Here is a 24,129-nt window from a genome sequence, read left to right on the forward strand (position 1 = left end):
AAATCTTTTTTATTATAGAGGTTTTCTTCTGATCCAACATGGTAAAAGTTATCTCCAAACAACGTTCTATCCGGATTTGGAAGAAAACAGCAGCAGGGGAATAAAATCAGGGGCGATATCTTGGTATTAACGAAACGTCTTTCTTTATCCTGCTGCTTTTCCTTTAGGTTAATTTTTTTAACTAATCTATATCTATTTTTTTCTATTTGCAAACTTACCATTGTAACGACATCCTTTTTGGTTGCGGGCGCAGCGAAGCGAAGCCCGTAACAAAAAAGATAGAGTGGATAGCAGGAAAAAGCTTCTTAAAATAAATTGGAAAAATCCTGATGGATAAAAGAAAAATTGAAAATTCCGAAAAATATTTTAAATTTATTAAAGTAAAACAAAAATTTCAATCGTCATAGCAATATGGAGGTTGTCGAAAAAATAACAATGCCACAGAAGGAGAAAGAAAATATCATCTCACAAACCGTTTCAAAGTACGGAGGAAAGCTGATGTCGTACATTCGCCCGAAAGTGAAAAATACGGAAGATGCGGAAGATATTCTGCAGGAGGTGTGGTACCAGTTCAGTAGTCTTACCAATTTGTCTGAGATTGTAAATGTGGGCGGCTGGTTGTACAGAGTAACGGCAAATAAAATCACCGACAAATACCGTAAAAAGAAAACCGAGAATTTAGAAGATTTCGTGTATGAAGATGAAGACGGAAGCTTTTCTATCAAAGATATTTTGTTGCTAGATGAAAGCGCAGGTCCGGAAGTGAAAATGTTTCAGGATGAAATCTGGAAAAAACTTTTTGAAGCATTGGATGAGTTACCTGAAAAACAAAGACTTGTATATGTTGAAAACGAGCTCAACGATAAAACCCTCCAGGAAATCGCTGATGAACAGGGCGAAAACATCAAAACCATTATCAGTCGAAAAAACTATGCTGTAAAGCATTTGAGAAACAGATTGAGAAAATTATACGAAGATTTAAATAGTTAAAAATATATCATGGATTATAAACATAAAAAAGGTTGGATTTTTTTAATTCTTTGTCCGCCACTGATTTTTCTGGGAGTTACATGGATCGTTATGTCTCTTTGGAATTGTCTTCTTCCTGAAATTTTAGGAGTGAAATCGATAACATATTGGCAGGCGATGGGAATTTTGATCCTTTGTAAAATTCTTTTCGGAGGTTTTCATTTTGGAAAAGGAATGAAAGATTTCAAGGAAAGAAAAATGAGAGAAAAAATGATGAATTTATCTCCTGAAGAAAGAGAAAAATTCAAGGAAGTCTGGAGAAACAGATGCGAAAGCGGATTTTTCAACAGAAATAAAAGAACAAACGAATAATTAAATTTTAGAAGTAGTAAAGTAAAATTAAGATTCATTCGTCTATATAAAAAACAAAGTAGTAAAATTTAAAATTTTGAAAAAATGAAAAATTCAGTATTAAAAGGTGCTCTAGGAGCATTAGCCGTTGCCGGAGTTGCGATGATCGCTAAAAAAGCTATCGAAAGAAAAAGATTTGTAAAAGGTATTTTTGAAGAATATGATATCAAAGAAAAATCACCTTTCGGATTGGCAGATAAGATCAGGGAAATGAACGAGGAGCAATATCAGGAACTGAAAGGAAAGTTTAAAAAAGAATTTGCATCAAGATGTTGTGGTAAAAACTCATCTTGCGAAGCATAAAATAGAAAGTAACTAAATTGAAAATTGTTTGAATAAGGTCGGGAAGCGAAGCTTCCCGACCTTATTCTTTCTTAGACATCATCATCACTTACAAATCCCCTCCATTGGAGGGGTGACGAAAATTTTAAAGAAATTTTTGACGGGGTAGTTTTATAAACTTAGTATTATAGTTATTGAATTTATTACGTATAAAGCTACCTCGTCTTTTGCTTTGCAAAAATTCACCTCTTCAAAGAAGGGAAATTTTCATAATATTTATAGAACTTAACTTTTTATAAAACATAAATATAAAACTTTCACCCTTTGCTGAGTGAAACGCCTTTACGAACGAAAATTATCCTCAAACATTTTAAAGTAACTTTGTGGACTTTGCGTTAAAAAAAAGTTTAGAATAGTGAAAATTAAGGTTAAAAAAGAGATTACTTCGCTTTGCTCGCAATGACAAAAAATCCTTATTTTTGCATAGTTCAATGAAAGATTACTACTATTTTCTCGGGATTTCTCACGATGCTTCAGAAGAAGACATCAAAAAAGCTTATAGAAAACTGTCTTTAAAATATCACCCGGATAAAAATGAAAACGACGATTTCTTTGCCGATCGTTTTCGTGAAATCCAAGAAGCGTATGAGACATTGAACGATAAAAGCAGAAGACATTCTTACGATCAGAATTTAGAAAGTCATCAGAAAAGTTTCAGATATAATATTCCGCCTTCTATAAAGACTTTTACGACAAATAAAATTCATGCGAAAAAAGGGGAGGAGATCATCATTAATTGGCAAACGCAAAATGCTGATGTTGTGAAAGTTTTACCGTTCGGACTAGAAAAACCTTACGGCGAAAGAATATTTAAAATAACGGAATTTAAAGACGGGAAATTCCAAATCTTGCTTCATGCGACCAATTCACTGTTGCACAAAACAGTCGTTCAGGGAATTACAATAACTGAAGTCTTTGAAAATAACACAGAAAAATTCAAAGATAAAGCGGAAGAATTATTCAAATCACAACCGAAAACAGTTGTAAATCCGCATGGTCAGCCTAAAATATTCAGAATAGTGGCAGCTGTAATGATCATAATTATTGCAATTTATTTTCTAATAAAAAGCTTCGGAAACTAAGCCATCTTTTTTCTTCCCGGGCATTTTTTACATCTTTTTCCTTTTTTAAATTTCTTGCAGCAAGATTTCTTATCGCCACAATATATTTCTTCAGTATTCACAGAAAAAGCAGGAGTCAAAGCCGGAACTTTGAAAGGGACAATCATATTCATGTTGCAAATATATTAATTTAGAATAAATATAGATAATAAAAAATCATAAAATATATAAGTGCTGATTAATAAAGGTTTATCCCTCTCAAAATACCAGAATTATTTTAGAAACTTAAAGCAATAGACGACTGAATTCTCCATGCTTCCGCTTTCTGATCCTGAAAATTTCTCAGTCTTCCATAATTTCCTTCAACGCCCATTCTTAGTTTTTTTAAAGGTTGAAAAACCAGATTCAAGCTAATATTCTGAAAGTTTTTAGCCATATCTTTAGGAGCAAAATCCTTATGTCCGACTCTGGAATAACTTACTGAAGCTACCGAACTCCATTCCTGATTCCACCAATGCTCATACATACCAACCATATTGAATAAAGCTAAAGTTTCTAGCAAATTTCTATTGGCAGGATTTGGTATGGCATCATACTTTTCGCCGTTCAGATCACTGTTATTGGTCGCATACCCTTTTCCGTACGATGTTTGAAATCTGAAACTGTTGGTGTCGGTAATATATCTTTTTCCTGAAATCATTGCTCCCCAACCCAACATCGTTTTGGTTTTGTAAGGATCATCCATAGTATGTTTCATATCGTAGCTGATAGGTGAAAAAAGAAGCCCTCCTTTTATATAATCTCTGTCGTCGCCATATCGATACATCGCTGTAAAAGTAGGAATAACCGACCTTTTTTTCCAGTTTAAAGAATCTACAGGCAGTGAAATGCTCGGCGTATTTGGATCTTCCAAAGAGAACGATAAATTTTCTTTTGGTGATATTTTTTTTGAATATCGTACCTGCATTCTTCTGTTAAATAATAATCCGTCAGGTCCTATGAAATCGAAAATATTAGGAAAAATTTCAGGATCGGAAAAGTTACTCCACGTTTGTCCGGCTGTCCAGTTTTTCCATTTAATATATCCCTGTCGGAATCTGGGGGCCGTAGTTCCGTCTGGTCCATAAAGGTCAATTTCAACATAAGCAGAGAAATTATCGTCGCCTTTTGGGTCTCTTTGTTTAATTCCAAGTCCGATTTGCGATTGCTTTACACTGAAATTGCTTCGCGCCATGTTTCTTTGGGGTACGGTAATTGATTGTGCTGCAAAACCTTCAATAGATTTCATGTCCTGAAAATCGACCGTAAAATCTGTTTGTACGAAACCTTTTAAATACAGTTCCCATTCATTTTGGTCTTCAGCTTTACTTTTGGTTAAAGTAATTTGTCCGGATGCTTCTATATTGAATATAAAAGCAATAATAAAGGAGGCAAAATGCCTTGTTGTGTTTTTTTTCATCGTAAAAGTTGTGTTTTTTTTGTTGCTTTAATTCTTTTTTACATTTTCATACTTAATTTGAGTTTTGGTTATTTGATATTGAATAAACGTTTAATCTTATTTTTAAAATTTTAATTAAAAATATTTCTATTTTTTGCTATTTATTAAAATAAAATTAAAATTAATTAAAGTTTAGGTTTAAAAGTTTAATCATTTGCTTTTCAGTGTTTTATTTTAAAAATTAAAGCTAATCAATTATTTTTAAATGAGTCTCATTGATTATTTTTATCAAACTGTATTTTGTCGAAAAAATGATTGATTTAATTTGAAATTTTAAAGAAAAATATTCGTTATTTAATTTGATTATTATGATAAAATCTAGAAATACGTTGTTGAAAATTAAATTCAATTTTATTCAAAAAAAATGGTAAAACTGCTTCGTTTTAAAATCGATAAGTCACTTGTTTTGCATTTTCTGTAATTTTCAGATGTTGCGCAATTTTGTAAATTATTGTAATTTTACCAATCTTTTTTTACAAACAAAATCTAATATAAAAAATGAATACAGAACAGTTTGTGAGCCGTCACATTTCCTTAAATGAAGCCGATAAACAGGCGATGTTGGAGAAAGTTGGCGTTTCAAGTATCGAAGAGTTAATTTCTCAAACCATCCCTTCTTCTATCCGTTTAGAAAAAGATCTTGAAATCTCAGAACCGCTTTCAGAATACGAAATGATGAACCATTCGAAAGAATTGGCATCTAAGAATACTGATTATACAAGCTACATCGGTTTTGGATATCACAATACGCTGTTGCCATCGGCTATTCAGAGAAATATCTTTGAAAATCCTAGTTGGTACACGGCTTATACACCTTATCAGGCGGAAATCGCACAGGGAAGATTGGAAGCTCTTTTGAATTTCCAGACTGTTGTGTGTGATCTTACAGGTTTTGCACTGGCAAATGCGTCGTTATTGGACGAATCGACGGCTGCTGCAGAGGCAATGCACATGTTCTTCAACAACAGAACGAAAGATCAGAAAAAAGCAGGAGCGAATAAGTTTTTCGTTTCTGATCTAGTTTTACCTCAAACCGTTTCTGTTTTAAAAACAAAAGCAGAAGGTTTAGAAATCGAGATCGTAGAAGGAGATCACAAAACACATGAGCTAGATGCTTCTTATTACGGAGTTTTACTACAATATCCTGGTAAAAACGGAATCGTTTTAGATTATACAGAAGATATCGTAGAATACAAAAAATTAGATCTTCAGGTAGCTGTTGCTTGTGATCCTATGGCTTTGGTTAAGTTAAAATCTCCTGCTTCTATGGGCGCTGACTGTGCTGTAGGAACTACGCAGAGATTTGGTATTCCATTGGGTTATGGAGGTCCTCACGCGGCATTTTTCTCTTGTAGAGAAGAGTATAAAAGAGATATTCCGGGAAGAATTATCGGGGTTTCTCAGGATATGTACGGAAGACGTGCGTTGAGAATGGCTTTGCAAACGAGAGAGCAGCACATTAAAAGAGAAAGAGCGACTTCAAACATTTGTACAGCTCAGGTTCTTTTGGCTGTAATGGCGGGAATGTATGCTGTTTATCACGGTCCAAAAGGATTAAATTATATCGCTGATCAGATTCACTTTAAAGCTAATGCTTTGAAAGGTGGTTTGAAAGCTTTAGGATATCAAATTGTGGAAGAGCCGATCTTTGATACGGTAAAAATCACAATGGCTGAAGATGAAAAAGCAAGGTTAGTAAGAATGATGCTTGATCACAAACTAAACTTAAACTACTTCACAGAAGGCGTTGTAAGTATTGCGATCAACGAAAGTACAACATTGGATAAGTTGAATTATTTAATGGCTTCTTTTGCTCAGTTTAAAGACAAGCAAACTTTCAAATTAGAAATTAAAGAAGGATACAGCATTCCTGAGGAGAATTTAAGAAAAGACGAAATTCTTACAGAAAGCGTATTCAACAAATATCATACGGAAACAGAATTGATGCGTTACATCAAGCGTCTGGAAAGAAAAGATTTATCATTAACACACTCAATGATTTCTCTGGGTTCTTGTACGATGAAACTGAACGCTGCAACGCAAATGTTGCCGCTTTCTTGGGATAACTGGGGAGCAATTCACCCTTTTGTACCGGTTGTCCAAGCGGGAGGTTATCAGGAAATGATCCGTGAATTGGAGAAAGATTTAGCGGAAATCACAGGTTTCGCAGGAACTTCTCTTCAGCCAAATTCTGGAGCTCAGGGAGAATATGCAGGATTAATGGTGATCAGAGAATATCACATTTCAAGAGGCGAAGGTCACAGAAATGTAGTATTGATTCCTCAGTCTGCACACGGAACCAATCCGGCTTCTGCTGCAATGGCGGGCATGAAAATCGTTGTTGTAAAAAACCTTGAGAACGGAGAAATTGATTTTGAAGATCTTAAAGCGAAAACAGAACAGCATTCTGCTAACTTATCTTGTGTAATGATCACGTATCCGTCAACTTACGGATTTTTTGATGCCAACATTATCGAAATTACAAACTTAATTCACGAACACGGCGGACAAGTTTATATGGATGGTGCCAACATGAACGCTCAGGTAGGATATACAAGTCCTGGAAACATCGGAGCAGACGTTTGTCACTTAAATCTTCACAAAACTTTTGCGATTCCTCACGGAGGTGGAGGTCCTGGAGTTGGCCCTATTTGTGTGGCGAAACACCTGGTTCCATTCCTTCCTACGAATGCCAATATCAAAGTAGGTTCTAAAGAATCTATCGAAGGTATTTCTGCAGCGCCTTACGGTTCTGGATTGATCTTAAATATTTCTTACGCTTACATTAAAATGCTGGGAACTTCAGGGTTGAAAAAAGCAACTGAACACGCGATTTTAAATGCTAATTATTTGAAAGAAATTTTAGCAGAACATTTCCCAATTTTGTATTCAAACGAAAATGGAAAAGTAGCTCACGAATGTATCGTAGATTTCAGACAGTTTAAATCTTTAGGAATTGAAGTGGCTGATGTTGCGAAAAGATTGATGGATTATGGTTTCCACGCGCCAACAGTTTCTTTCCCGGTTGCAGGAACATTAATGATTGAACCAACTGAATCTGAAAGCAAAGCAGAAATCGATCGTTTTGCAGAAGCTTTAATTGCAATTAAACATGAAATTGACGAGATTGCAAACGGTGAAGCTGATGCTGCTAATAACGTATTGAAAAATGCACCTCACACAGAGCAATTGGTAATCTCGGATTCTTGGGATAAACCTTACAGCAGAGAAAAGGCAGCTTATCCGCTGGAGTGGGTAAGAGATCACAAATTCTTTGCTTCTGTTTCAAGAGTTGATGAAGCTTACGGAGACAGAAACTTGGTTTGTACTTGTGAGCCGATTGAAGCTTATATGTAATTAAAAGTTTTTTAAATATAGAAACTCCCTTTCGAATGAGAGGGAGTTTTTTTGTGTTGGAAAAATGAGAATTGATTTAACGAGAAAAGTAATATTACAATTTAAGATTGAACCCTAAATTTTGCCAATACAATTTTAGCCGTAGTTTTATATTTTAGTTAAAATTTCATTTTCCTGTAATTTCCCCTCATTAAAAGGAATAACAAAGTAGTTTTTAAAGTTTTCAATTGCATTATTATAATGCTTGCAATTTTTCTTATCAACTGTAAACAAATTATCCTTCAATATGAATGTAAATTCATCTCCATTTTGTAGTTTTTCCAAATCATCTTCAACTTGTTGTATATATGGCTTTTTGTGAAGTTGTTTATTTCTAGTAATAATTAATTCCTCCAATTTTTTAAGTGTATAAGAGTTTTTGTTGAACTTTAACTTAAAATCAGATACGATAGTGGGTAATAAATAAAGTTTATTTTTAAAACTTAAATTTATTATACTTTCAAAATAGCTTTTGTATTCAATGGGCCCAAACTTATTTAGATAGTATTCAAATGCAATTTGATTTAGTGCTGCTTCCAATGTACTCGAACATAAAGCAATAAATGAAAAGTTCAAGAATTGAACGTCATTTTGCTCAAGATTTTCGTACAAATGCTGAAGATTAGCAAAGTAAATTTCTAAATCATTTAGATATAAAAATTTTTTATCATCTTGAAAAAGAAATAATCCGTTAAAATTCATATAAAGAATTGTAGTTTTAAAATTACGGCTAACTTTCAAATCGACCTCTTTCTGTCAATCCAAACTCTAACCAAATATAAAAAATCTTCCACAGTTGATTTATTAAAATCCATTCAAATCCATTTAAAATTTAGAGAAAGATTAAATTGAAGGCTTAAAATAAATATAAAAAAGGTGCTCATTTTCCCAATGATTCTCAGTCTATTGAAATATTTTCACTTAGTGTAAAAGTAATGATTTGTAATCGTAATTATTTGATTTATAGCATGTAATCAGGATAGGGCAGGATGCCTCTGTTTACGTTTGTGTTTAGATTAGTTAACACAAAATTAATCTTATGAATACATCATTACTCATTAAACAAACGCTTACTTCTTTGCTGTTTTGTGGAGCTACATTTTCCACTTTGGAGCTTAACGCGCAGACCTTAGCCTTTCCGGAAGCTACCGGATTTGGAAGATTTACCACCGGAGCAAGAGGTGCAGCTAATCCACAAATTTATTTGGTAACCAACTTAAATGACAGCGGTGCAGGTTCATTTCGTGACGCGGTAAGTCAGCCAGGAAGATTTGTTATTTTTAAAGTAGGAGGAATTGTTAATTTACAGTCGATTGTGGCTGTAGCTCCCAATACAACGATTGCAGGACAAACGGCTCCGGGAGAAGGAATTGTATTTTTGGGGCCTCGCGTGTCGTTTTCGGGAGCCAATAATACGATTGCGAGATATTTTAGAATCCGTTACGGAGGAACTTCTCAAAATCAGGATGCTTCAGGGATTTCCAACGGAGCCAATATCATTTTGGATCACATGACCTTCAGCTGGGGAACCGATGAAGTATTTTCTGTCAACTGGGACAACAACGGAACAAGTCCGGATAATATCACGATTCAAAATTCAATTATAGGGCAAGGATTGCATCGCCATAATCACTCTGCAGGCGGATTAATGCAGCCACAGGCAGGCGGTAAAATAAGTCTGATCGGCAATTTATATATCTGCAATAAAACCCGAAACAATAAGGTTAAAGGAATCAACGAATTCGTAAATAATGTGGTTTACAATTGGGGGAATTACGGAAATACTTACGGTCATACGCAATCGGGTGAGGCTTATATTATGGGTGGCGATTCAGCGGGAAGCTCTTTTGTGAATATCATCAATAATTATTTTATCGGAGGTCCCAATACAAGCAACTCAGTAACCACACCTTTTAGTGTAGGAAATGCCAATTTCAATTTATATGGTTCCGGAAATTATTTTGATAATAATAAAAACGGAGTATTAGACGGAACATTGGTTCCACAAGATTTAACGGGCTTTCCGGTGGGAGATATGGCAGCTATAAAGTCGGTTCCGTATGATTATCCGGTACAAAACCCTGTGTTGACAGCTCAGGCGGCATATGATAATGTGGTTGCGGGAGTGGGAGCTTCTTATCCAAGACGAGATCAGGTGGATAATTTAATGATTTCAGATTTACAATCAAAAGGGACAGCAGCAACGTATGTGTATGTTCAGAGTGATTTAACATCGCAATTTGGCTTTACCAATGGCGGCGCGGGACATGTATATGGTGCTCCGGCTCCTTTAGATACAGATAATGACGGAATGCCTGATGTCTGGGAAATTGCTAACGGATTGAATCCGAATGTTTTTGATGCTTTGGCGGTAAGCACAACACATGCTCCGTATCTTAATATTGAGGTTTATATTAACAGTTTGCCTAACACGGCAGCTCCTGATTTTGTTATTCCGCCTACGAATTTGAATTTCACGAATGCCATAACTTCGGGAACTCCGGCTTCCAGTTCTTTAACGGTTAATTGGGTTGATAATGCCACAAATGAAACCAATTATGTGTTGGAAAGATCAAGCAACGGAACCAATTTCAATGTCATTGCAACGCTTCCTGCGAATGCTATCAATTATAATGAAGCAGGTTTAACACCAAATACTCAGTATTATTATAGAGTTAAAGCGATCAATTCTACAGATTCTTCGGTGTATGCTTCTGCTTCGATAACGACACCGCCTGTACCGTCGGCTCCGACCAAAGCAGCAAATCCAACTCCGACAAATGCTAATAATAATGTGGAATTAAGCAATGGAAATGTGCTTTTAAAATGGACAGGAAGTTCGAATACAACAAATTATAACGTGTATTTCGGGACAAATCCTCAGAGTTTAACCAATGTTGCAACGGTGTCTTATTCGGCTACACCTTCTTATCAGCTGACTAATTTAAGTACAGCCACCAACTATTATTGGAGAGTTGATGCTTCCAATACTTTAGGCAGTGTTACAGGAGATGTCTGGAATTTCCGTGCTTTAACGCCGAGTATTGTAGGAAACTGGCCGTTTTCGGAAGCGCCTTCTTCGGGAGAGCAAATTGCAGATATAACATCTTATGCCAACAACGGAATATTGAATATGGACTATGATAATGCCAGCGTAAGAGTTCCCGGAAAAGAAAATTATGCACTAGATTTTGCCACGGCTCCGAATAATTATATCGCAAGCATTCCTCATCAGGATCAGATTTTATTTAATAACAATTCGTTTACAGTTTCGTATTGGATGAAAGCTCCGACAAGTATGATTCCGTCATCTTCAGCAACGAGTTTATATGTTTTATGTAAAGGTTCATTTACTAAAAATACCAACACCGGAGCGACAGGTAAGCGTTTTAATGTAGAAATAAAAGGCGGACAGCTACGATATGCTATTGATGATGATGTTACGAAAAAGGAAATTACATCACCTATTGCCAACTATTTTACGGGAGATTGGGTGCATGTTGTCATTATGAGAGATATTGCGACTCACAAAATGAGAATTTACAGGAATGGGATCTTAGTAGCCGAAGGCGATGAAACCGCAGTGACAGGAATTGGTGAAGAAAGTGATCTGGTTATCGGAAATATCGGCGAGCTTGAATTTTTGTCAACGGCAAATGCTCCTGCTCCTTACAAAGGTGCAATTGATGAACTAAAAATGTATAATTATGCCTTGTCCGCAACGGATGTTTATGGTTTGTATAATCAGGCGGTTTTAGAAAACAAAGAATTTAGCATTAGTAAAAATGCGGGTTCAGTGTATCCAAATCCGGCGAAAGACCAGATTTTCATCAAGCTTCCAGATTATAAAAAATCAAACTTAACAGCGACATTAATTGATCTGACCGGAAAAGTGGTTTTGAAAGAAAAGTTCAATAGTAACGGAAATGGAACTTTTAATATAAATATCGCTCACATCAAAACATCCGGAAATTACATTCTGAATGTTTCAGGAGAAAATCTGAACAGTAATTTTAAAGTGATGGTGAAGTAAAATCAGTACACAGTTTAATTTCTTCATATCAACAAAAGATCCCTTTCAGTAATGAGAGGGATTTTGCGTGTTATTTCCGTTGTTTTCTTTTAGCAAAATAAGTGAATAGGAGAGTCGCTGCCATGATCGAGCAGGTGATCAATACAGTTGTCTTGATGTTTTCACTTTCTTCAGATTCCTTGTTGTATTTCTTTTCGCAGGAGACGAGAAGAAGACTTGCTATCGTTAAATAGCTAAATATTGCTTTTTTCATTAGGTGTGTTTTTTACTTATATTTTAGTAGCAAAAAATGTACCTAAATGTTTATGTAAAATGTTGATTATTAAATGATAAAACTGTGAATTAATAAGTGTTTGAAATAATTTGAACTCTTATGATATTTTTGATGAAATAAAAAATACCTTTCAATTTTTAAAAGGTATTTTATTCTGAATATGAGGGGTTTAATTTTATACAAGAAAACTGTTATATCTCCACGGATCTCCCTTCCAGTTTCCCAATAACATTTCCTTTCACCAAAGTCAATGCATGATCCTTCGCTTCCGCAAAAGAGATCTCGTATTTTCTTTCAATTTTATTTAAATCTTCAGGAAATTTCAACAATAAATTATCATAAAAAATATCCAAAAATTCCTTCGAAGGCATTTCATAATTAATCTTCAGCTGAAAGCGTCTCAACAAAGCGGTATCAATGATTTCAGGGTGATTCGTCGCGCAAAGTAAAAGTGCATTTTCAGGATAATAATCGATCAACTGGATCAATGTATTCACCAATCTTCGCATTTCGCCAACATCTTTATCGTCGCTGCCTCTAGCTTTCCCGATTTGGTCGAGTTCATCAAGAAAAAGAACTGATCTTTCACGCGCCGCTTTATCGAAAATCATTTTGATATTTTGTGAAGTCTCGCCAATTCTTGAAGAAACGATGTTGCTTAAATTTAAAATAATAATGTTTTTACCCAAAGCATTCGCAATCGCCTTTGCAGTCATGGTTTTTCCGCAACCCGAACTTCCTTGCAGAAGTACTTTATTGTTCACGGGAAGACCGTATTCTTGCAATTCTTTAATGTAGGTATGTTCTTTAATGAGCTGTACAAATTGTTCCTTATTTTTTGTTTCAAGGAAAACATCATTGAGCGTCACTTGTTCTTTATCCTGAATAATAAGGTCGTACAGATTCATAGTAAATGAAATTTATACGCAAAGATAAAGCAATATCTGTTTATATTTCACTATTTAAAATGTTTTGGAGTTTTTCCAGATAACTATTTTCAAAAAGGTTGATAAATGATTTTTGCTGCCAGTTTTGAGTTTTTATTGCTTGTTTATTTTCTGCAATATCCCAATCTGGATATACTCTGAAGCCGCGTTTTCCTTCTTTCGATTCTGTCGTTAAAATTTGATGTTGAATTAAAGCTTTCTTGCTGAAAAGGAAAAAGCCTTTATTATTTTCGTGCTCTGTGTAAATAATATAAAAATCAAAATCATCGTTATATTGAAAAGGTTCGGTTTCTTTGGTTTCGGGATTTCTTTTCCATAGCGTACAAACTGTCCGATTTTCTTGGAAGTAACTTTCGCCTTTCTGAATTTAATATTGAATTGATCAAGCTTAAAATTGTAGCCGAAATATTCGTCACATTCCAAATCTTTAGTAATGTATGAAATTGTTAAGTTTAATTTATTGAATATTTTATCCTGAACAATCTGAATTTCCTGAATCATAATAACGAAAGTAAGTAAAAATTGCTGTGAATTTACCTCTAAAAACAAAAAAAGCCGAACTTTCGTTCGACCCTATCGGCTATTATAAAAATTAAAATTTGTCTTGTTTGTAAATCTCCTACTTTATGTTTTGGGCCCTTTTACTCCAATTGAGTAAAAGAGCAACAACCTTCTGTGGGGTTGTAAACATAAATGCGAATTAATAAATTTCTTCTATAAGCGACTATTTGTTAGTGAGAATACAATTAATTTCCTTCTCTTCTAACAGTCATAAAGTAAGAAGTAATAACTACTAAAAATGTTGCAATTCCGATGTAAGTGATCATATTGTTATATATTTAATTATTTGACTTTTTATTGTCGATTTTGTATTTGCAATATTACTACTTCCAAATCGTGTGCCAAAGCAAATAATTATGATGTTTATCAGTGTGTTAAGTTGTGTTTATGTGTTTTTAATGTTAAATTTTGTTTACAATTATTTAATGTATTTTTGAAAATTTATATGTATTTTTATTACCTTATCTGTAAAATTTTGTTAATCTGATAAAGCTTTGGTCTTTTGTATTTAAGACTTGATAATCCAAAAAAGAAAAAATGGCATGCATAACATCATCACAAAATCAAAATTGTGATCGTCGAGTTTTCACTTAAATGAATTTTCTGTTAACAAAAATTATTTTCTGGTTCGAAAATTTTTACTGTATGAATTAAATGTAAAAAAGCCATTCAAGTAATTTGAATGACTTGGGTGTCAGAAATGATGAAATTATGTCATTTGTCAGTGACAAAAAGTATTACATTTCATAAAACAATAGGATAGGCTATTTTAAAATATTCAAAAAGTTGGTTATTTTTATTAATAGAGTTTCTGATCATTGTCACAGAAAAAACTGGTTCGTTTTCCGTTTCCGGTGTCTTTTTTTATAATTTCGGCACCACATTTCGGGCAGTTTTTCTGATGATAAACTTTAAAATGCTTTTTCAGAACATTCGCTTTTTTCCATTTTTTGAAATCGAAACTGTAATTTCTGGCTTCAGCGATTATTTCTTTCAACTTTTTCGAAGGTAAATTTTCAATTATACTTTCTGGATGAATTCCTGCCCGAAATAAAGCTTCATTCTTGATTATATTTCCCACCCCTGAAAAAATATCCTGATCCATCAATGCATCACAAATCATCATTTTAGGATTTGATTTTAACCTTTTTTCAGTTTCTGTAGGATTCCATTCATCACTCATCACATCGGCTTTCCAATCAATAGTGTTTAAAAATTCCGGATCAACAGATTTTACATTACAAGTATAAAAATACATTCCGCCATCTTTAAAAGTTAGTCCCAGTCGTAAATTATTTGCCTGATCTTTCCTTTCAAATAAACTATAAGAGCCAAACATCAGCAAATGAATTCTGATCACAGTATGATCAAAAATCAAATAGGTCTGTTTACCAAAAGTGCGAATTTTAGTTAAAATTTTTCCTTCCAATATCCCTTTGTCAATCTTAAAACTCCCATGAGCGGCCAATACTTTTTTGCCTACAAATTTTTGTAGATCTTCTTTCATTAATAATATCGTTGGACCTTCAGGCATAAGATAGTTTTCCACAAAAGTTCAAATAGTATTCCGTAAAACTAAAATTTGAAGTAATTTTGAAAAATGATGAACTTAAACCAGATTTTCACCAATCAGCGTACCGGAAACAATCCACATACAAAAGCTTCAAGAACGGATTTTCAGAGAGATTTTGACAGAATTATTTTTTCATCGGCTTTCAGAAGACTGCAGAATAAAACGCAGGTTTTTCCGCTTCCGGGAAGTGTTTTTGTACACAACCGTTTAACGCATTCGTTGGAAGTTTCTTCTGTGGGAAGGAGTTTGGGGAGTGTTATGGGCGAGTTTATTCATGACGAATATAAAAATGACCTTACGGAAGATTCCAAAAGTTTTTACCTTCATAATTTAGGAAATGTAATCGCGGCAGCTTGTTTGTGTCATGATGTGGGAAATCCGGCTTTTGGACATTCGGGAGAAGATGCGATTGCGAGCTATTTTGAAAGAAATGAGTCTGATTTAAAGCCAAAATTCAACGAAAAAGAATGGGCAGATCTGGTAAATTTTGAAGGAAATGCCAATGCCATCAGAGTTTTGGCTCAACAACAACAAGGGAAAGATGCGGGAGGAATTCAGTTAACGTTCTCTACATTAGCAAGTATTGCAAAATATCCTTGTGAAGCGATTGCAAAAAAGAAAGGAATTATTCATAGAAAAAAGTTCGGTTTTTTTCAAAATGAAAAAGATATTTTCTTAGAAATTGCAAAAGGAACCAATTTAATTTCAGAAAGCGAAGAACCGTATATTTTCAAAAGACATCCATTCGTTTGGTTGGTAGAAGCGGCTGACGATATTTGCTATAATATAATTGATATGGAAGATGCTCACCGTTTGGGCATTGTTTCTACAGCGGACTGTAAAAATTTATTTTTCGAACTCGTAAAATCTGAAACTGACGATATCAAAAGAGTAAAAGATAAGCTGGATTCTATCGGAAATGAAAATGAACAAATTTCTTATTTAAGAGCAAAAGTAATTAATGCATTAATTAATAAATCGTTGGAGTTGTATAGAAATAACTTTAATACGATTCTTGAAGGAAATTTAGATAAAGGGCTTTTGGATATTTATAAATCTGAAAACAATGCCTTACAGGATATTGAATCTTTCTCTATCGAAAAAATTTATAATCATAAAGCAGTTGTAGAAATTGAAAATGCCGGCTATAACGTAATGTACGAATTGCTGGATCATTTTATTCCATCTATTTTAAAGTCTAAAGAAAATAGAAAATCTTACGATACAAAAGCATTAAAATTACTTCCAAAACAATTTGTTTACGATGAAGGAACCGATTATCAGAAGGTTCTTGGAGTGATCGATTTCGTTTCCGGAATGACGGATAATTATGCAACCGATCTTTACCGAAAAATCAAAGGAATCGATATTGGAATGACGGTTTAGAACTTTTGGAAAAGAAGATGGGGGCTGGAAGCTTGAAGTTTATAACGTTCGCAAAAACTTCCCGCTTCCAGCCTCCCTCTTCCAGCAAGTTATTTAAGCAACTCATTCGCTTCCTCAATCAATGATTTCATTAAAATTGTGGCTTTTTTATGTTTCAGAAGAGGAGCGATTTGTCCGCACCAGAACATTACGAGATTATTTTTCTGCTGTTCTAAAGCCGATTTTTTTAACGAATTCATAAAAGTCGTCTGCAAAGGAAAAGGTAAAACATCGTCTGTTGCAGTTAATACATTTCTGGTAATTTCTGTGGTTATGGCTCGTCCTAATCTTCCGGTGTATGCTCTGGAAAGGGTTGTAGATTTTGCGGCATCAGAAAATAAGAATTCTTTGTGGATAGGCAAGGCTCCAGATTCTTCGGTGGCTAAAAATGCGGTGCCGATTTGTACGGCTTCGGCTCCTAAGGTAAAAGCTCCGGCAATTCCGCGACCATTGGCAATTCCTCCGGCTGCTGCCACAGGGATTTTTACTTTATCTTTAATTAATTGAATTAGAGCGAAAGTTCCCGTCGTCGAAAGTTCTGATTGATCCAAAAATGAAGGTCGATGGCCGCCACTTTCAAATCCGGAAGCAACAATAACATCCACGCCAAGGTTTTCCAAAGCAATGGCTTCATCTAAAGTCGTCGCATTTCCAAAGACAATTGTTCCCTGTTTGTGAAGGTCTTCAATAATGGTAGGATTTAAAAGTCCAAACATAAAGCTGAAAACTTTAGGTTTAATATCAAAAACAACCTGCAGCTGATTCTCAAATCTCGATTCAAAAGATGGTGGTAAAGCTGGAACTTCTGTATTTAAAATATCAAAATAAGGTTTAAAAGTTTCAACTGCCCTTTCATATTGCTTCTGAGTCTGTTTTTCATCAATAATGTCGTGGTCATTTACCCAGAGATTGAGATTGTAAGGTTTATCAGTCTTTTTTAGTATTTCTTGATGAACAGTATAAATTTCCTGGGGCGATAATGTATACGCTCCAAATCCGCCTAAACCACCAAGATTACTGACAGTTGCCGTTAATTCAACCGTCGATAATCCTCCGCCAAAAGGACCTTGCATAATAGGGTATTCAATGCCTAATAATTCCGTAATTCTGTTTTTATTCCACATGATTGTATTGATTTTAGAGAAAGCGATATTAAAATTAATACTTTTAATAATTCTTTTCAGCAATACAGAATTGATTATTATCAGTCTTCATCTCACATATTTTTATTATATTTAAAACAAACCAAGTGGAAAGTGTTTTTTAACAAAACAGAAATTATTACGACACATTAAAAAATTAAAACTATGACATACTTATTGGTTCCGGTTATTTTCTTCGGACTTATTATTTTATTTGCCTCGTTTTTTGTAGTAAAGCAGGAGACTGCTGCAATTGTTGAGCGCTTCGGAAAGTTTACTTCCGTAAAACATTCAGGATTACATCTTAAACTTCCAATTATTGATCAAATTGCTAAAAGATTAAACCTGAGAATTCAACAATTAGATGTAATTATCGATACTAAAACTTTGGATAATGTTTTTATCAGAATGAAAGTGTCTGTTCAGTATCAAGTGATTAGGAGTCAGGTTGCTGATGCTTATTATCGATTGGAGAATCCTGAAAATCAGATCACTTCTTTCGTTTTTGATGTGGTAAGAGCGGAAGTTCCTAAATTAAAGCTTGATGATGTTTTTGTGAGAAAAGATGACGTGGCGATTGCGGTAAAAAGTGAGCTTCAGGAAGCAATGAACAGTTATGGTTATGATATTATTAAAGCGTTGGTAACTGATATTGATCCGGACGAACAGGTGAAACATGCCATGAACAGAATCAATGCTGCTGAAAGAGAAAAAACGGCTGCAGAATATGAATCTGAAGCACAAAGAATTAGAATCGTTGCAGTGGCAAAAGCGGAGGCAGAATCTAAAAAATTACAAGGACAGGGTATTGCAGACCAAAGAAGAGAAATCGCCAAAGGTTTGGAAGAATCTGTAAGAATGTTGAATAATGTAGATATCAATTCTCACGAAGCTTCTGCATTAATCGTGGTGACACAACATTATGATACCTTACATTCGGTGGGAGCGAGCAACAGAAGTAATTTGGTTTTATTACCGAATTCGCCAACAGCCGCAAGCGGAATGTTAAACGATCTTGTTGTCGCAATGACAACTGCTAATACAGTAGGAGAGGCGAATAAAGGAAATTATCCGAAACCTCCGAAAGATCACGAACATAACAGCTAAAAAATAAAACCCTCTGAAATTTTCAGAGGGTTTGTTATTGAATGCTATGATTTAGCTTTTTTCTTTGAAACTGTTTTTACGAAAGTATATTCTTCTGTAGCGCCTTCCAGAGATTCTTTTGGTTTGTCTGCACGCACCTGAATTTCATATTCATATCCCGGTGTGTATTTGAAACCTTTAATCGGCTGTGAAAAATTTTCCCAGTTTTTCTGAGTTTTTGATGTTTTCAGCTGATAACAATCACCTTGCTGATTGATGCTCATACATGGGTTTTTCTGTGGCCCGATGATGAAGGTTTTTACATTCGCTTTTGCTTTTGGAGCTTTTGCTTTTTTCTGAGCCGATACGGCCAGTGATGAAAGGGCAAGAAACCCAGTCAAAATTAAAGTTTTACTTTTCATTTGTGTAAGGATTTTAATTGTTGTTGATTATTTTTTAGTTTTCGAAACTTGTTTTACCAAAGTATATTTTATAGATGAACCATCTGCTGGTGGATTCGCAATTTTTTCAGTTTTTACTTTTAAAACATATTCATAGCCAGGCTCATAAGTGAAGCCATCGATGTTGGTGTAAAAATTAGTCCATTCTCCATTCGGAGTTTCTTTTACCTGAAGACATTTCATGGGAGCCACTCCTGTACAGTCGGCAGTTTGCGGACCTACAATAAAAGTCTTTTCATTTCCGTTTGATGATGTAGCATCCGAAGTGGTAGTACACTGCGTAAGTGAAAAAATTGCTACAGCCGGAATAAATCCCATTAAAATTGATTTAATAATTCTCATAAAATGATTTTAATCCATAGCTGTCAATTATTGTGCCGAAGTCTATCTAAGCATTTGTAGTGGTTTTACTCTTGCTTTTTAGTTTTTATTTAATTAATTTGGATGCCCTAAATTTTTTAACCAAACAAATTAAAATAGTAAAATATAAATATGAATAATCAAATTCAAGTTGAAAATTACAAGATTCAAAAACCTGAAGCGTGGGCGGGAATTATTGAAGATCAGGATCTTATTGATCGTATAAAAGAATCTGAATTTGCCAAAAAACAAATTGATGAAGGAAGGGATTACTGCTATTTTTTAGACAAAAAATACTACACCAGCAATACCGAAAACAGTGAATACGTTTGTATGGCGTACACGCTGAATGAACCGGCTAATCTTGAAAGAGCCTCCGTTTCGGAAGTGGTGGTGGAAGAAAATGAAATCTATAATATTCACCGAATCAGTGTGTTGAGAGATGGGGTTTTAATTGATAAAATTCCCGATACAAGCATTAAAGTTTTCGACAGTGAAAATCAAAGTGCAGGCGGAGTTTTGAGCAGCAACAAAAAAATTAATATTACGATTAAAGATCTCAGATTGTATGATGTTCTTATTTTAGAAGATTCTCGTGTAAAAGCTTTTACTGAAAGAGATTTTTTAAGAAAAGAATTTTCAAAACACGTTTGGGTGAGTCCGGATAATTATTGGGCGTATGGTAATTTTAAGTTTACCTTTATTAATGATCGAGATCAGCTGATTGCTTACAAGAAAACATTCTTCCGAGATGAGCAGGGCAATGTTTTGCAGCCGGAAATTAATTATCTGAAAAAAGGTGACCGATTTGTAATTGATGAGGTTGATTATATTAATCCGGTTGATGCCAATCGTGAAATTTTTCCTTTTATAGATTTTGCTACGGAAAGCAACTGGAAAGATTTGTCGAATTATATTGCTCCATTGTATGAGGAGATTTTCAATAAAGCTGCTTTGCCTGAATACGCTCCGAATTTAGTAGAAAAGTTAGATGCGATTACTGATTCCGATGAAAAACTTCAGTTCGCGATTGAATATGTTCAGAATAATATCTATTATATTTTCAATGCCAATGAAATGAATGGTCACAAGCCGCAAGAGCCGTCTGTAACGTATGAAACCAAGCAGGGAGATTGTAAGGCGAAATCTGTGCTGTTAAAATCTATTTTGGATTATATTGGAGTAGATTCTTCAATCGTTTTGGTGAATTTTCATACAGATTTCTATATTAAATATTATCTGCCGTCTTTGCTTACCTTCAATCATGTGATCGTGAAAATTAATCATAAAGGTGAAGATCATTTTGTGGATGCAACGCTTCGTGATGAATTCGGGTATCTTGAAAATCGTGGATTTACCTATTTTATGCATTATCTGGAAGTAAAAAAAGATCAGGAATTATACGAAAGAAAGGCTTATAAATATCCATATTATTGTGTTGATGAAAAGGTAGAATTTAAGGCTAAAGAAGATACCGGACATCTTAAACTGATAACTGTTTATCGTGGAAACCGCGCCAATGCAATGAGACGATATTTCAAAAATACCAATAAAAGGGAAGTGGTAGACAGCTGGAATAATTTCCTGTTTTACAGTTTGAATTATTCTAACGACCGAAGCGGAACAGATGTAAGAAATGTGTTTAAAGATGCTGCAATTGATGTTGTAAGCGACGATAAAAAGTTGAATGAGTTTACGATTCAATACCAATCTACGATCGATAATCCGTATTTTACAGATCCTCAAAAGAACCGATTTTTGATGTATTTTGATCGAAACGTAGTAAAAGCCGGAGCAAGAGATTTTATGCATAAAGATTTACCTTTCTGGCATAATTTCGACAGTGAAAAGTATGAAATATCGCTTCACACGGATCAGAAAATAGATACGGAAGAAAAATATACGGTTCAGGAAAGTACGATTTCCAATCCTTATTTTGATTATAAAAGCCGTAAAAAAATCACTAAAAACGGCGGAACGGTTTATATTGAATACAATCCTTTAGTAAATATAGAAATTCCGCAAGAGCAGTTTGAAGATTTCAGAACGGCCCATCATACGGTAGCAGATAGTAATTTCGGAATTGGAGTAGATATTATCGAACCGGGATTGATGAATATGCTGAAATTTAGCTTTAAAAAGAAGTTTAAGTAGTTAGGCTGGAAGCTTGAAGTTAATATACGCAATGTTGGATTCCCCTTCTTTGAAGGGGTGGATTTTTGCGAAAGCAAAAAGACGGGGTAGTCAGAGTATTTTCAAACAAATCATTAAAAATTGATCTTAAAATATCTCTTTTGAACAATAACGGCGGGTTTGCAAAGCAAACCCGCCGTTATTGTTTAGGCTAATGATTAATTTGTTCCTTTTCAATTTCGGCTTCAGCCTCAATCTCAATCTTTCTTGTTATAAACTTTTGTTTTCCAATCAACAATTCAAAGAACAGTTTAAAATCAGAAATCAAAGACCAAAGAGGATATTTGAAGGTTGCGGGTTTATTTTTTTCAATCACAGCATGGCTAAACCACGCAAATCCGTACCCGAAAATCGGAATATACCAAAGAAACCTTTCTTTGCCTGAACTGATCACATATCCGATGACACAAAACACAAGCAATGTTCCTAGAAAATGAAAAATCCGTGTTCCTGTTTTACTGTGTTCCGTAAGGTAAAACTGATAAAATTCTTTGAAGGTTTTTATTCTTTCAGACATGGCGTTTTTAGTTTAGAATTAAGAAATCTAAAGCAATAAGTTCGCCAAAATATAAAAAAGAAAATCGCGAAAAAGCAGGTTTGTAATACCATTGCCTTTTCGCGATTTTGCTAATTATTTTAAATATTTTATGCCTTATTCAGCTTGCTGTTTTTGTATCCGTAGAAAAAGTAGATCACCAATCCGATAGCGAACCAAAGTCCGAACCAGAACCAGTTTTCATGACTCATTCCTGTTAAAAGATAAAGGCAAGAGCTTAATCCGATTAATGGAATTAAGGATAGATTTTTAATGAAAGCCCAAGCGCAGATTGCAATATTAATCAGGATAAAAAAGAAGATAGAAGCTCTGAATTCTCCTTCTTTAGGATCTTTCCAATCCATTAAATTTTGGAAAAATTCCGGTTGCCAATAATAAAAAGCAATTAATCCGCCGATAAAAATAACAGGGAAAATAAATTTACCATTAATGTATGGAAGGTGAAATCTTCCTTTGATCTTTTCCTTTGCCGGAAGTACCAAAACCCCTGCGCAAACCAATACGAATGCGAAAATGGTTCCGATACTCGTAAAGTCAAGAATGAAAGACTTGTCTGTAAATAAGATAGGAATTCCCACTACAATACCTGTAACAATTGTGGCGAAAGCGGGCGTTTTATATTTCGGATGAACGGTTTGAAACCTGTGTGGCATTAATCCATCACGACTCATGGCGTACCAGATTCTTGGTTGCCCCATCTGGAAAACCAATAATACAGTGGTGATGGCAACGATGGCAATAAATGATACGGTGAGCTCCATCCATGCAACATTCGCATTTCCTTTTTCAAAGATGAAAGAAAGAGGATCTCCTACACCGTCGAACTTTCTGTAATCAACCATTCCGGTTAATACTAAGGTTAATGCAATATAAATAAACGTACAAAGCACCAAAGAAATAATCATTCCTTTGGGTAATGTTTTTTGAGGATCTTTAGTTTCTTCTGAAAGTACACTTAAAGCATCAAAACCGATGTAAGCAAAGAAAACCCCCGAAACCGCACTCATAACGCCGACAAAACCATTAGGCATAAATGAAGCTGTTCCTGTTTCAAGGCTTACCGGTGTCCAGTTTTCAGTATTGATATAAGAAAAACCGACCAAAACTACCAAAACAATAACTGCTAGTTTCAAGATTACCAAAGAGTTGTTGAAATTTTTACTTTCCTTTACTCCGATATAACATAGCCATGTAATTAATCCGTTGATTACCAAAGCGGGAAGATCAAAAATGATTTTTAAATTACCTAATAAAGGCGCTGTTTTCCAAGCGTTAAGCAGTTCTTTATTTTCAGAACCATTCATAATTGCTTTCTTGGCTTCTGTGTAGCTACACGTCAGATAATCCGGAATATGCATTCCTAAACGATGCAGGAAACTTGTAAAATAATCAGACCATGAAAAGGCAACATAAATATTCCCGAAAGAATATTCCATGATCAATGCCCAGCCGATGATCCAGGCAATTAATTCACCAAAACTGGCGTAAGCATACGTATAAGCAGAGCCCGCCGTAGGAATTCTACTCGCAAATTCTGCATAGCAAAGTGCCGTAAAGCCACAGGCAAAACCGCATATCAAATATAGCAAAATAACACCGGGGCCGCCTCTGAAAACGGCTTCTCCCAAACTACTAAAACTTCCAGCACCAATAATCGCCGCAATACCAAAAAATACGATGTCCCAAACACCCAAAACCCTTAGCAGACTGGTAGATGTATCTGTTTCTGAATAGATTTTTCTTCTAAAAAGTTGACTCATTCAATTCTATATTTGATTTTGAAAAAAACAAATGTAATTATTTCTCAGAAATAATTTAGATTTTCTTAAGGTATCTTACGG

Annotated in this window: 21 protein-coding genes and 1 pseudogene; 10 read left to right on the forward strand and 12 right to left on the reverse strand. The window is 34.6% G+C overall.

The genetic code is table 11. The features are described from left to right. Window positions 1-411: 411 nt before the first annotated feature. From ABEG63_RS12290 to ABEG63_RS12305, 4 genes are all read left to right on the forward strand, one after another. Window positions 412-990, forward strand: a complete 579-nt coding sequence (locus ABEG63_RS12290; protein ID WP_326984067.1) for a sigma-70 family RNA polymerase sigma factor — start codon at window positions 412-414, stop codon at window positions 988-990. A 9-nt stretch (window positions 991-999) separates the two neighbouring features. Then, the gene (locus ABEG63_RS12295) at window positions 1,000-1,341 is read left to right on the forward strand and encodes a hypothetical protein (RefSeq protein ID WP_267402628.1); all 342 of its coding nucleotides are present in this window, start codon (window positions 1,000-1,002) and stop codon (window positions 1,339-1,341) included. A gap of 84 nt (window positions 1,342-1,425) precedes the next feature. After that, window positions 1,426-1,683, forward strand: a complete 258-nt coding sequence (locus ABEG63_RS12300; RefSeq protein WP_326984065.1) for a hypothetical protein — start codon at window positions 1,426-1,428, stop codon at window positions 1,681-1,683. A gap of 470 nt (window positions 1,684-2,153) precedes the next feature. Then, window positions 2,154-2,804: a J domain-containing protein gene (locus tag ABEG63_RS12305; protein WP_346585138.1), complete on the forward strand. Its 651-nt coding sequence runs from the start codon at window positions 2,154-2,156 to the stop codon at window positions 2,802-2,804. Here the strand turns inward: ABEG63_RS12305 and ABEG63_RS12310 are convergent. After that, complete coding sequence (locus ABEG63_RS12310; protein WP_346585140.1) at window positions 2,801-2,956, reverse strand: hypothetical protein; 156 nt, start codon at window positions 2,954-2,956, stop codon at window positions 2,801-2,803. The genes ABEG63_RS12305 and ABEG63_RS12310 overlap by 4 nt on opposite strands. A 104-nt stretch (window positions 2,957-3,060) precedes the next feature. Further along, complete coding sequence (locus ABEG63_RS12315) at window positions 3,061-4,242, reverse strand: DcaP family trimeric outer membrane transporter (protein WP_346585141.1); 1,182 nt, start codon at window positions 4,240-4,242, stop codon at window positions 3,061-3,063. Window positions 4,243-4,779: 537 nt separating this feature from the next. Here ABEG63_RS12315 and gcvP point away from each other — a divergent pair. Then, window positions 4,780-7,638: an aminomethyl-transferring glycine dehydrogenase gene (gene gcvP / locus ABEG63_RS12320; protein ID WP_346585143.1), complete on the forward strand. Its 2,859-nt coding sequence runs from the start codon at window positions 4,780-4,782 to the stop codon at window positions 7,636-7,638. A 147-nt stretch (window positions 7,639-7,785) separates the two neighbouring features. Here the strand turns inward: gcvP and ABEG63_RS12325 are convergent, their stop codons facing one another. Next, window positions 7,786-8,379 (reverse strand): hypothetical protein, encoded by a 594-nt coding sequence (locus ABEG63_RS12325; protein ID WP_346585144.1) that lies wholly within the window; start codon window positions 8,377-8,379, stop codon window positions 7,786-7,788. 337 nt (window positions 8,380-8,716) lie between these two features. Between ABEG63_RS12325 and ABEG63_RS12330 the strand changes: the two genes are divergently transcribed. Both ABEG63_RS12330 and ABEG63_RS12335 read left to right on the forward strand, forming a co-directional pair. Then, entirely contained in the window at window positions 8,717-11,710 is a 2,994-nt protein-coding gene (locus ABEG63_RS12330) for a LamG-like jellyroll fold domain-containing protein (protein WP_346585146.1), read from the forward strand. Between the two features lie 101 nt (window positions 11,711-11,811). Further along, window positions 11,812-11,943, forward strand: coding sequence for a hypothetical protein (locus ABEG63_RS12335; RefSeq protein WP_346585148.1), 132 nt, complete (start codon window positions 11,812-11,814; stop codon window positions 11,941-11,943). A gap of 232 nt (window positions 11,944-12,175) precedes the next feature. Here the strand turns inward: ABEG63_RS12335 and ABEG63_RS12340 are convergent, their stop codons facing one another. From ABEG63_RS12340 to ABEG63_RS12355, 4 genes and pseudogenes are all read right to left on the reverse strand, one after another. Further along, window positions 12,176-12,892: an ATP-binding protein gene (locus tag ABEG63_RS12340; protein ID WP_346585150.1), complete on the reverse strand. Its 717-nt coding sequence runs from the start codon at window positions 12,890-12,892 to the stop codon at window positions 12,176-12,178. A 40-nt stretch (window positions 12,893-12,932) separates the two neighbouring features. Then, the gene (locus ABEG63_RS12345; RefSeq protein WP_346585343.1) at window positions 12,933-13,298 is read right to left on the reverse strand and encodes a MepB family protein; all 366 of its coding nucleotides are present in this window, start codon (window positions 13,296-13,298) and stop codon (window positions 12,933-12,935) included. Next, window positions 13,190-13,432: pseudogene (locus tag ABEG63_RS12350) on the reverse strand (MepB family protein); the annotation flags it as partial. The pseudogene ABEG63_RS12350 and the gene ABEG63_RS12345, both read right to left, overlap by 109 nt. Window positions 13,433-14,291: 859 nt before the next feature. Beyond that, the gene (locus ABEG63_RS12355; RefSeq protein WP_346585152.1) at window positions 14,292-15,041 is read right to left on the reverse strand and encodes a DNA-formamidopyrimidine glycosylase family protein; all 750 of its coding nucleotides are present in this window, start codon (window positions 15,039-15,041) and stop codon (window positions 14,292-14,294) included. 54 nt (window positions 15,042-15,095) lie between these two features. Between ABEG63_RS12355 and ABEG63_RS12360 the strand changes: the two genes are divergently transcribed. After that, window positions 15,096-16,451 carry a deoxyguanosinetriphosphate triphosphohydrolase gene (locus tag ABEG63_RS12360; RefSeq protein ID WP_346585344.1) on the forward strand — a complete coding sequence of 452 codons (1,356 nt, stop codon included), beginning with the start codon at window positions 15,096-15,098 and terminating at the stop codon, window positions 16,449-16,451. An 89-nt stretch (window positions 16,452-16,540) separates the two neighbouring features. Here ABEG63_RS12360 and ABEG63_RS12365 read toward each other — a convergent pair whose 3' ends face one another. Further along, the gene (locus ABEG63_RS12365) at window positions 16,541-17,614 is read right to left on the reverse strand and encodes a nitronate monooxygenase (RefSeq protein WP_346585154.1); all 1,074 of its coding nucleotides are present in this window, start codon (window positions 17,612-17,614) and stop codon (window positions 16,541-16,543) included. 183 nt (window positions 17,615-17,797) lie between these two features. Here ABEG63_RS12365 and ABEG63_RS12370 point away from each other — a divergent pair, with 183 nt between their 5' ends. After that, window positions 17,798-18,739, forward strand: a complete 942-nt coding sequence (locus tag ABEG63_RS12370; protein WP_267402642.1) for an SPFH domain-containing protein — start codon at window positions 17,798-17,800, stop codon at window positions 18,737-18,739. 44 nt (window positions 18,740-18,783) lie between these two features. Here ABEG63_RS12370 and ABEG63_RS12375 read toward each other — a convergent pair whose 3' ends face one another. Both ABEG63_RS12375 and ABEG63_RS12380 read right to left on the reverse strand, forming a co-directional pair. Beyond that, complete coding sequence (locus ABEG63_RS12375) at window positions 18,784-19,140, reverse strand: DUF4377 domain-containing protein (protein WP_267402643.1); 357 nt, start codon at window positions 19,138-19,140, stop codon at window positions 18,784-18,786. A 27-nt stretch (window positions 19,141-19,167) separates the two neighbouring features. Continuing rightward, window positions 19,168-19,521: a DUF4377 domain-containing protein gene (locus tag ABEG63_RS12380; RefSeq protein WP_312390952.1), complete on the reverse strand. Its 354-nt coding sequence runs from the start codon at window positions 19,519-19,521 to the stop codon at window positions 19,168-19,170. Window positions 19,522-19,671: 150 nt separating this feature from the next. On the opposite strand from ABEG63_RS12380, the gene ABEG63_RS12385 reads away from it, so the two are divergent. Next, window positions 19,672-21,693 carry a hypothetical protein gene (locus ABEG63_RS12385; RefSeq protein WP_346585157.1) on the forward strand — a complete coding sequence of 674 codons (2,022 nt, stop codon included), beginning with the start codon at window positions 19,672-19,674 and terminating at the stop codon, window positions 21,691-21,693. 190 nt (window positions 21,694-21,883) lie between these two features. On the opposite strand, the gene ABEG63_RS12390 is transcribed toward ABEG63_RS12385, so the two are convergent. Together ABEG63_RS12390 and ABEG63_RS12395 are read right to left on the reverse strand one after the other, a co-directional pair. Further along, window positions 21,884-22,249, reverse strand: coding sequence for a DUF962 domain-containing protein (locus ABEG63_RS12390; protein WP_346585159.1), 366 nt, complete (start codon window positions 22,247-22,249; stop codon window positions 21,884-21,886). 128 nt (window positions 22,250-22,377) lie between these two features. Further along, window positions 22,378-24,048 (reverse strand): amino acid permease, encoded by a 1,671-nt coding sequence (locus ABEG63_RS12395; protein ID WP_346585161.1) that lies wholly within the window; start codon window positions 24,046-24,048, stop codon window positions 22,378-22,380. Window positions 24,049-24,129 lie beyond the last annotated feature (81 nt).

Origin of the sequence: Chryseobacterium sp. C39-AII1 (genome assembly GCF_039672645.1) — a bacterium.
Lineage (GTDB): Bacteria > Bacteroidota > Bacteroidia > Flavobacteriales > Weeksellaceae > Chryseobacterium.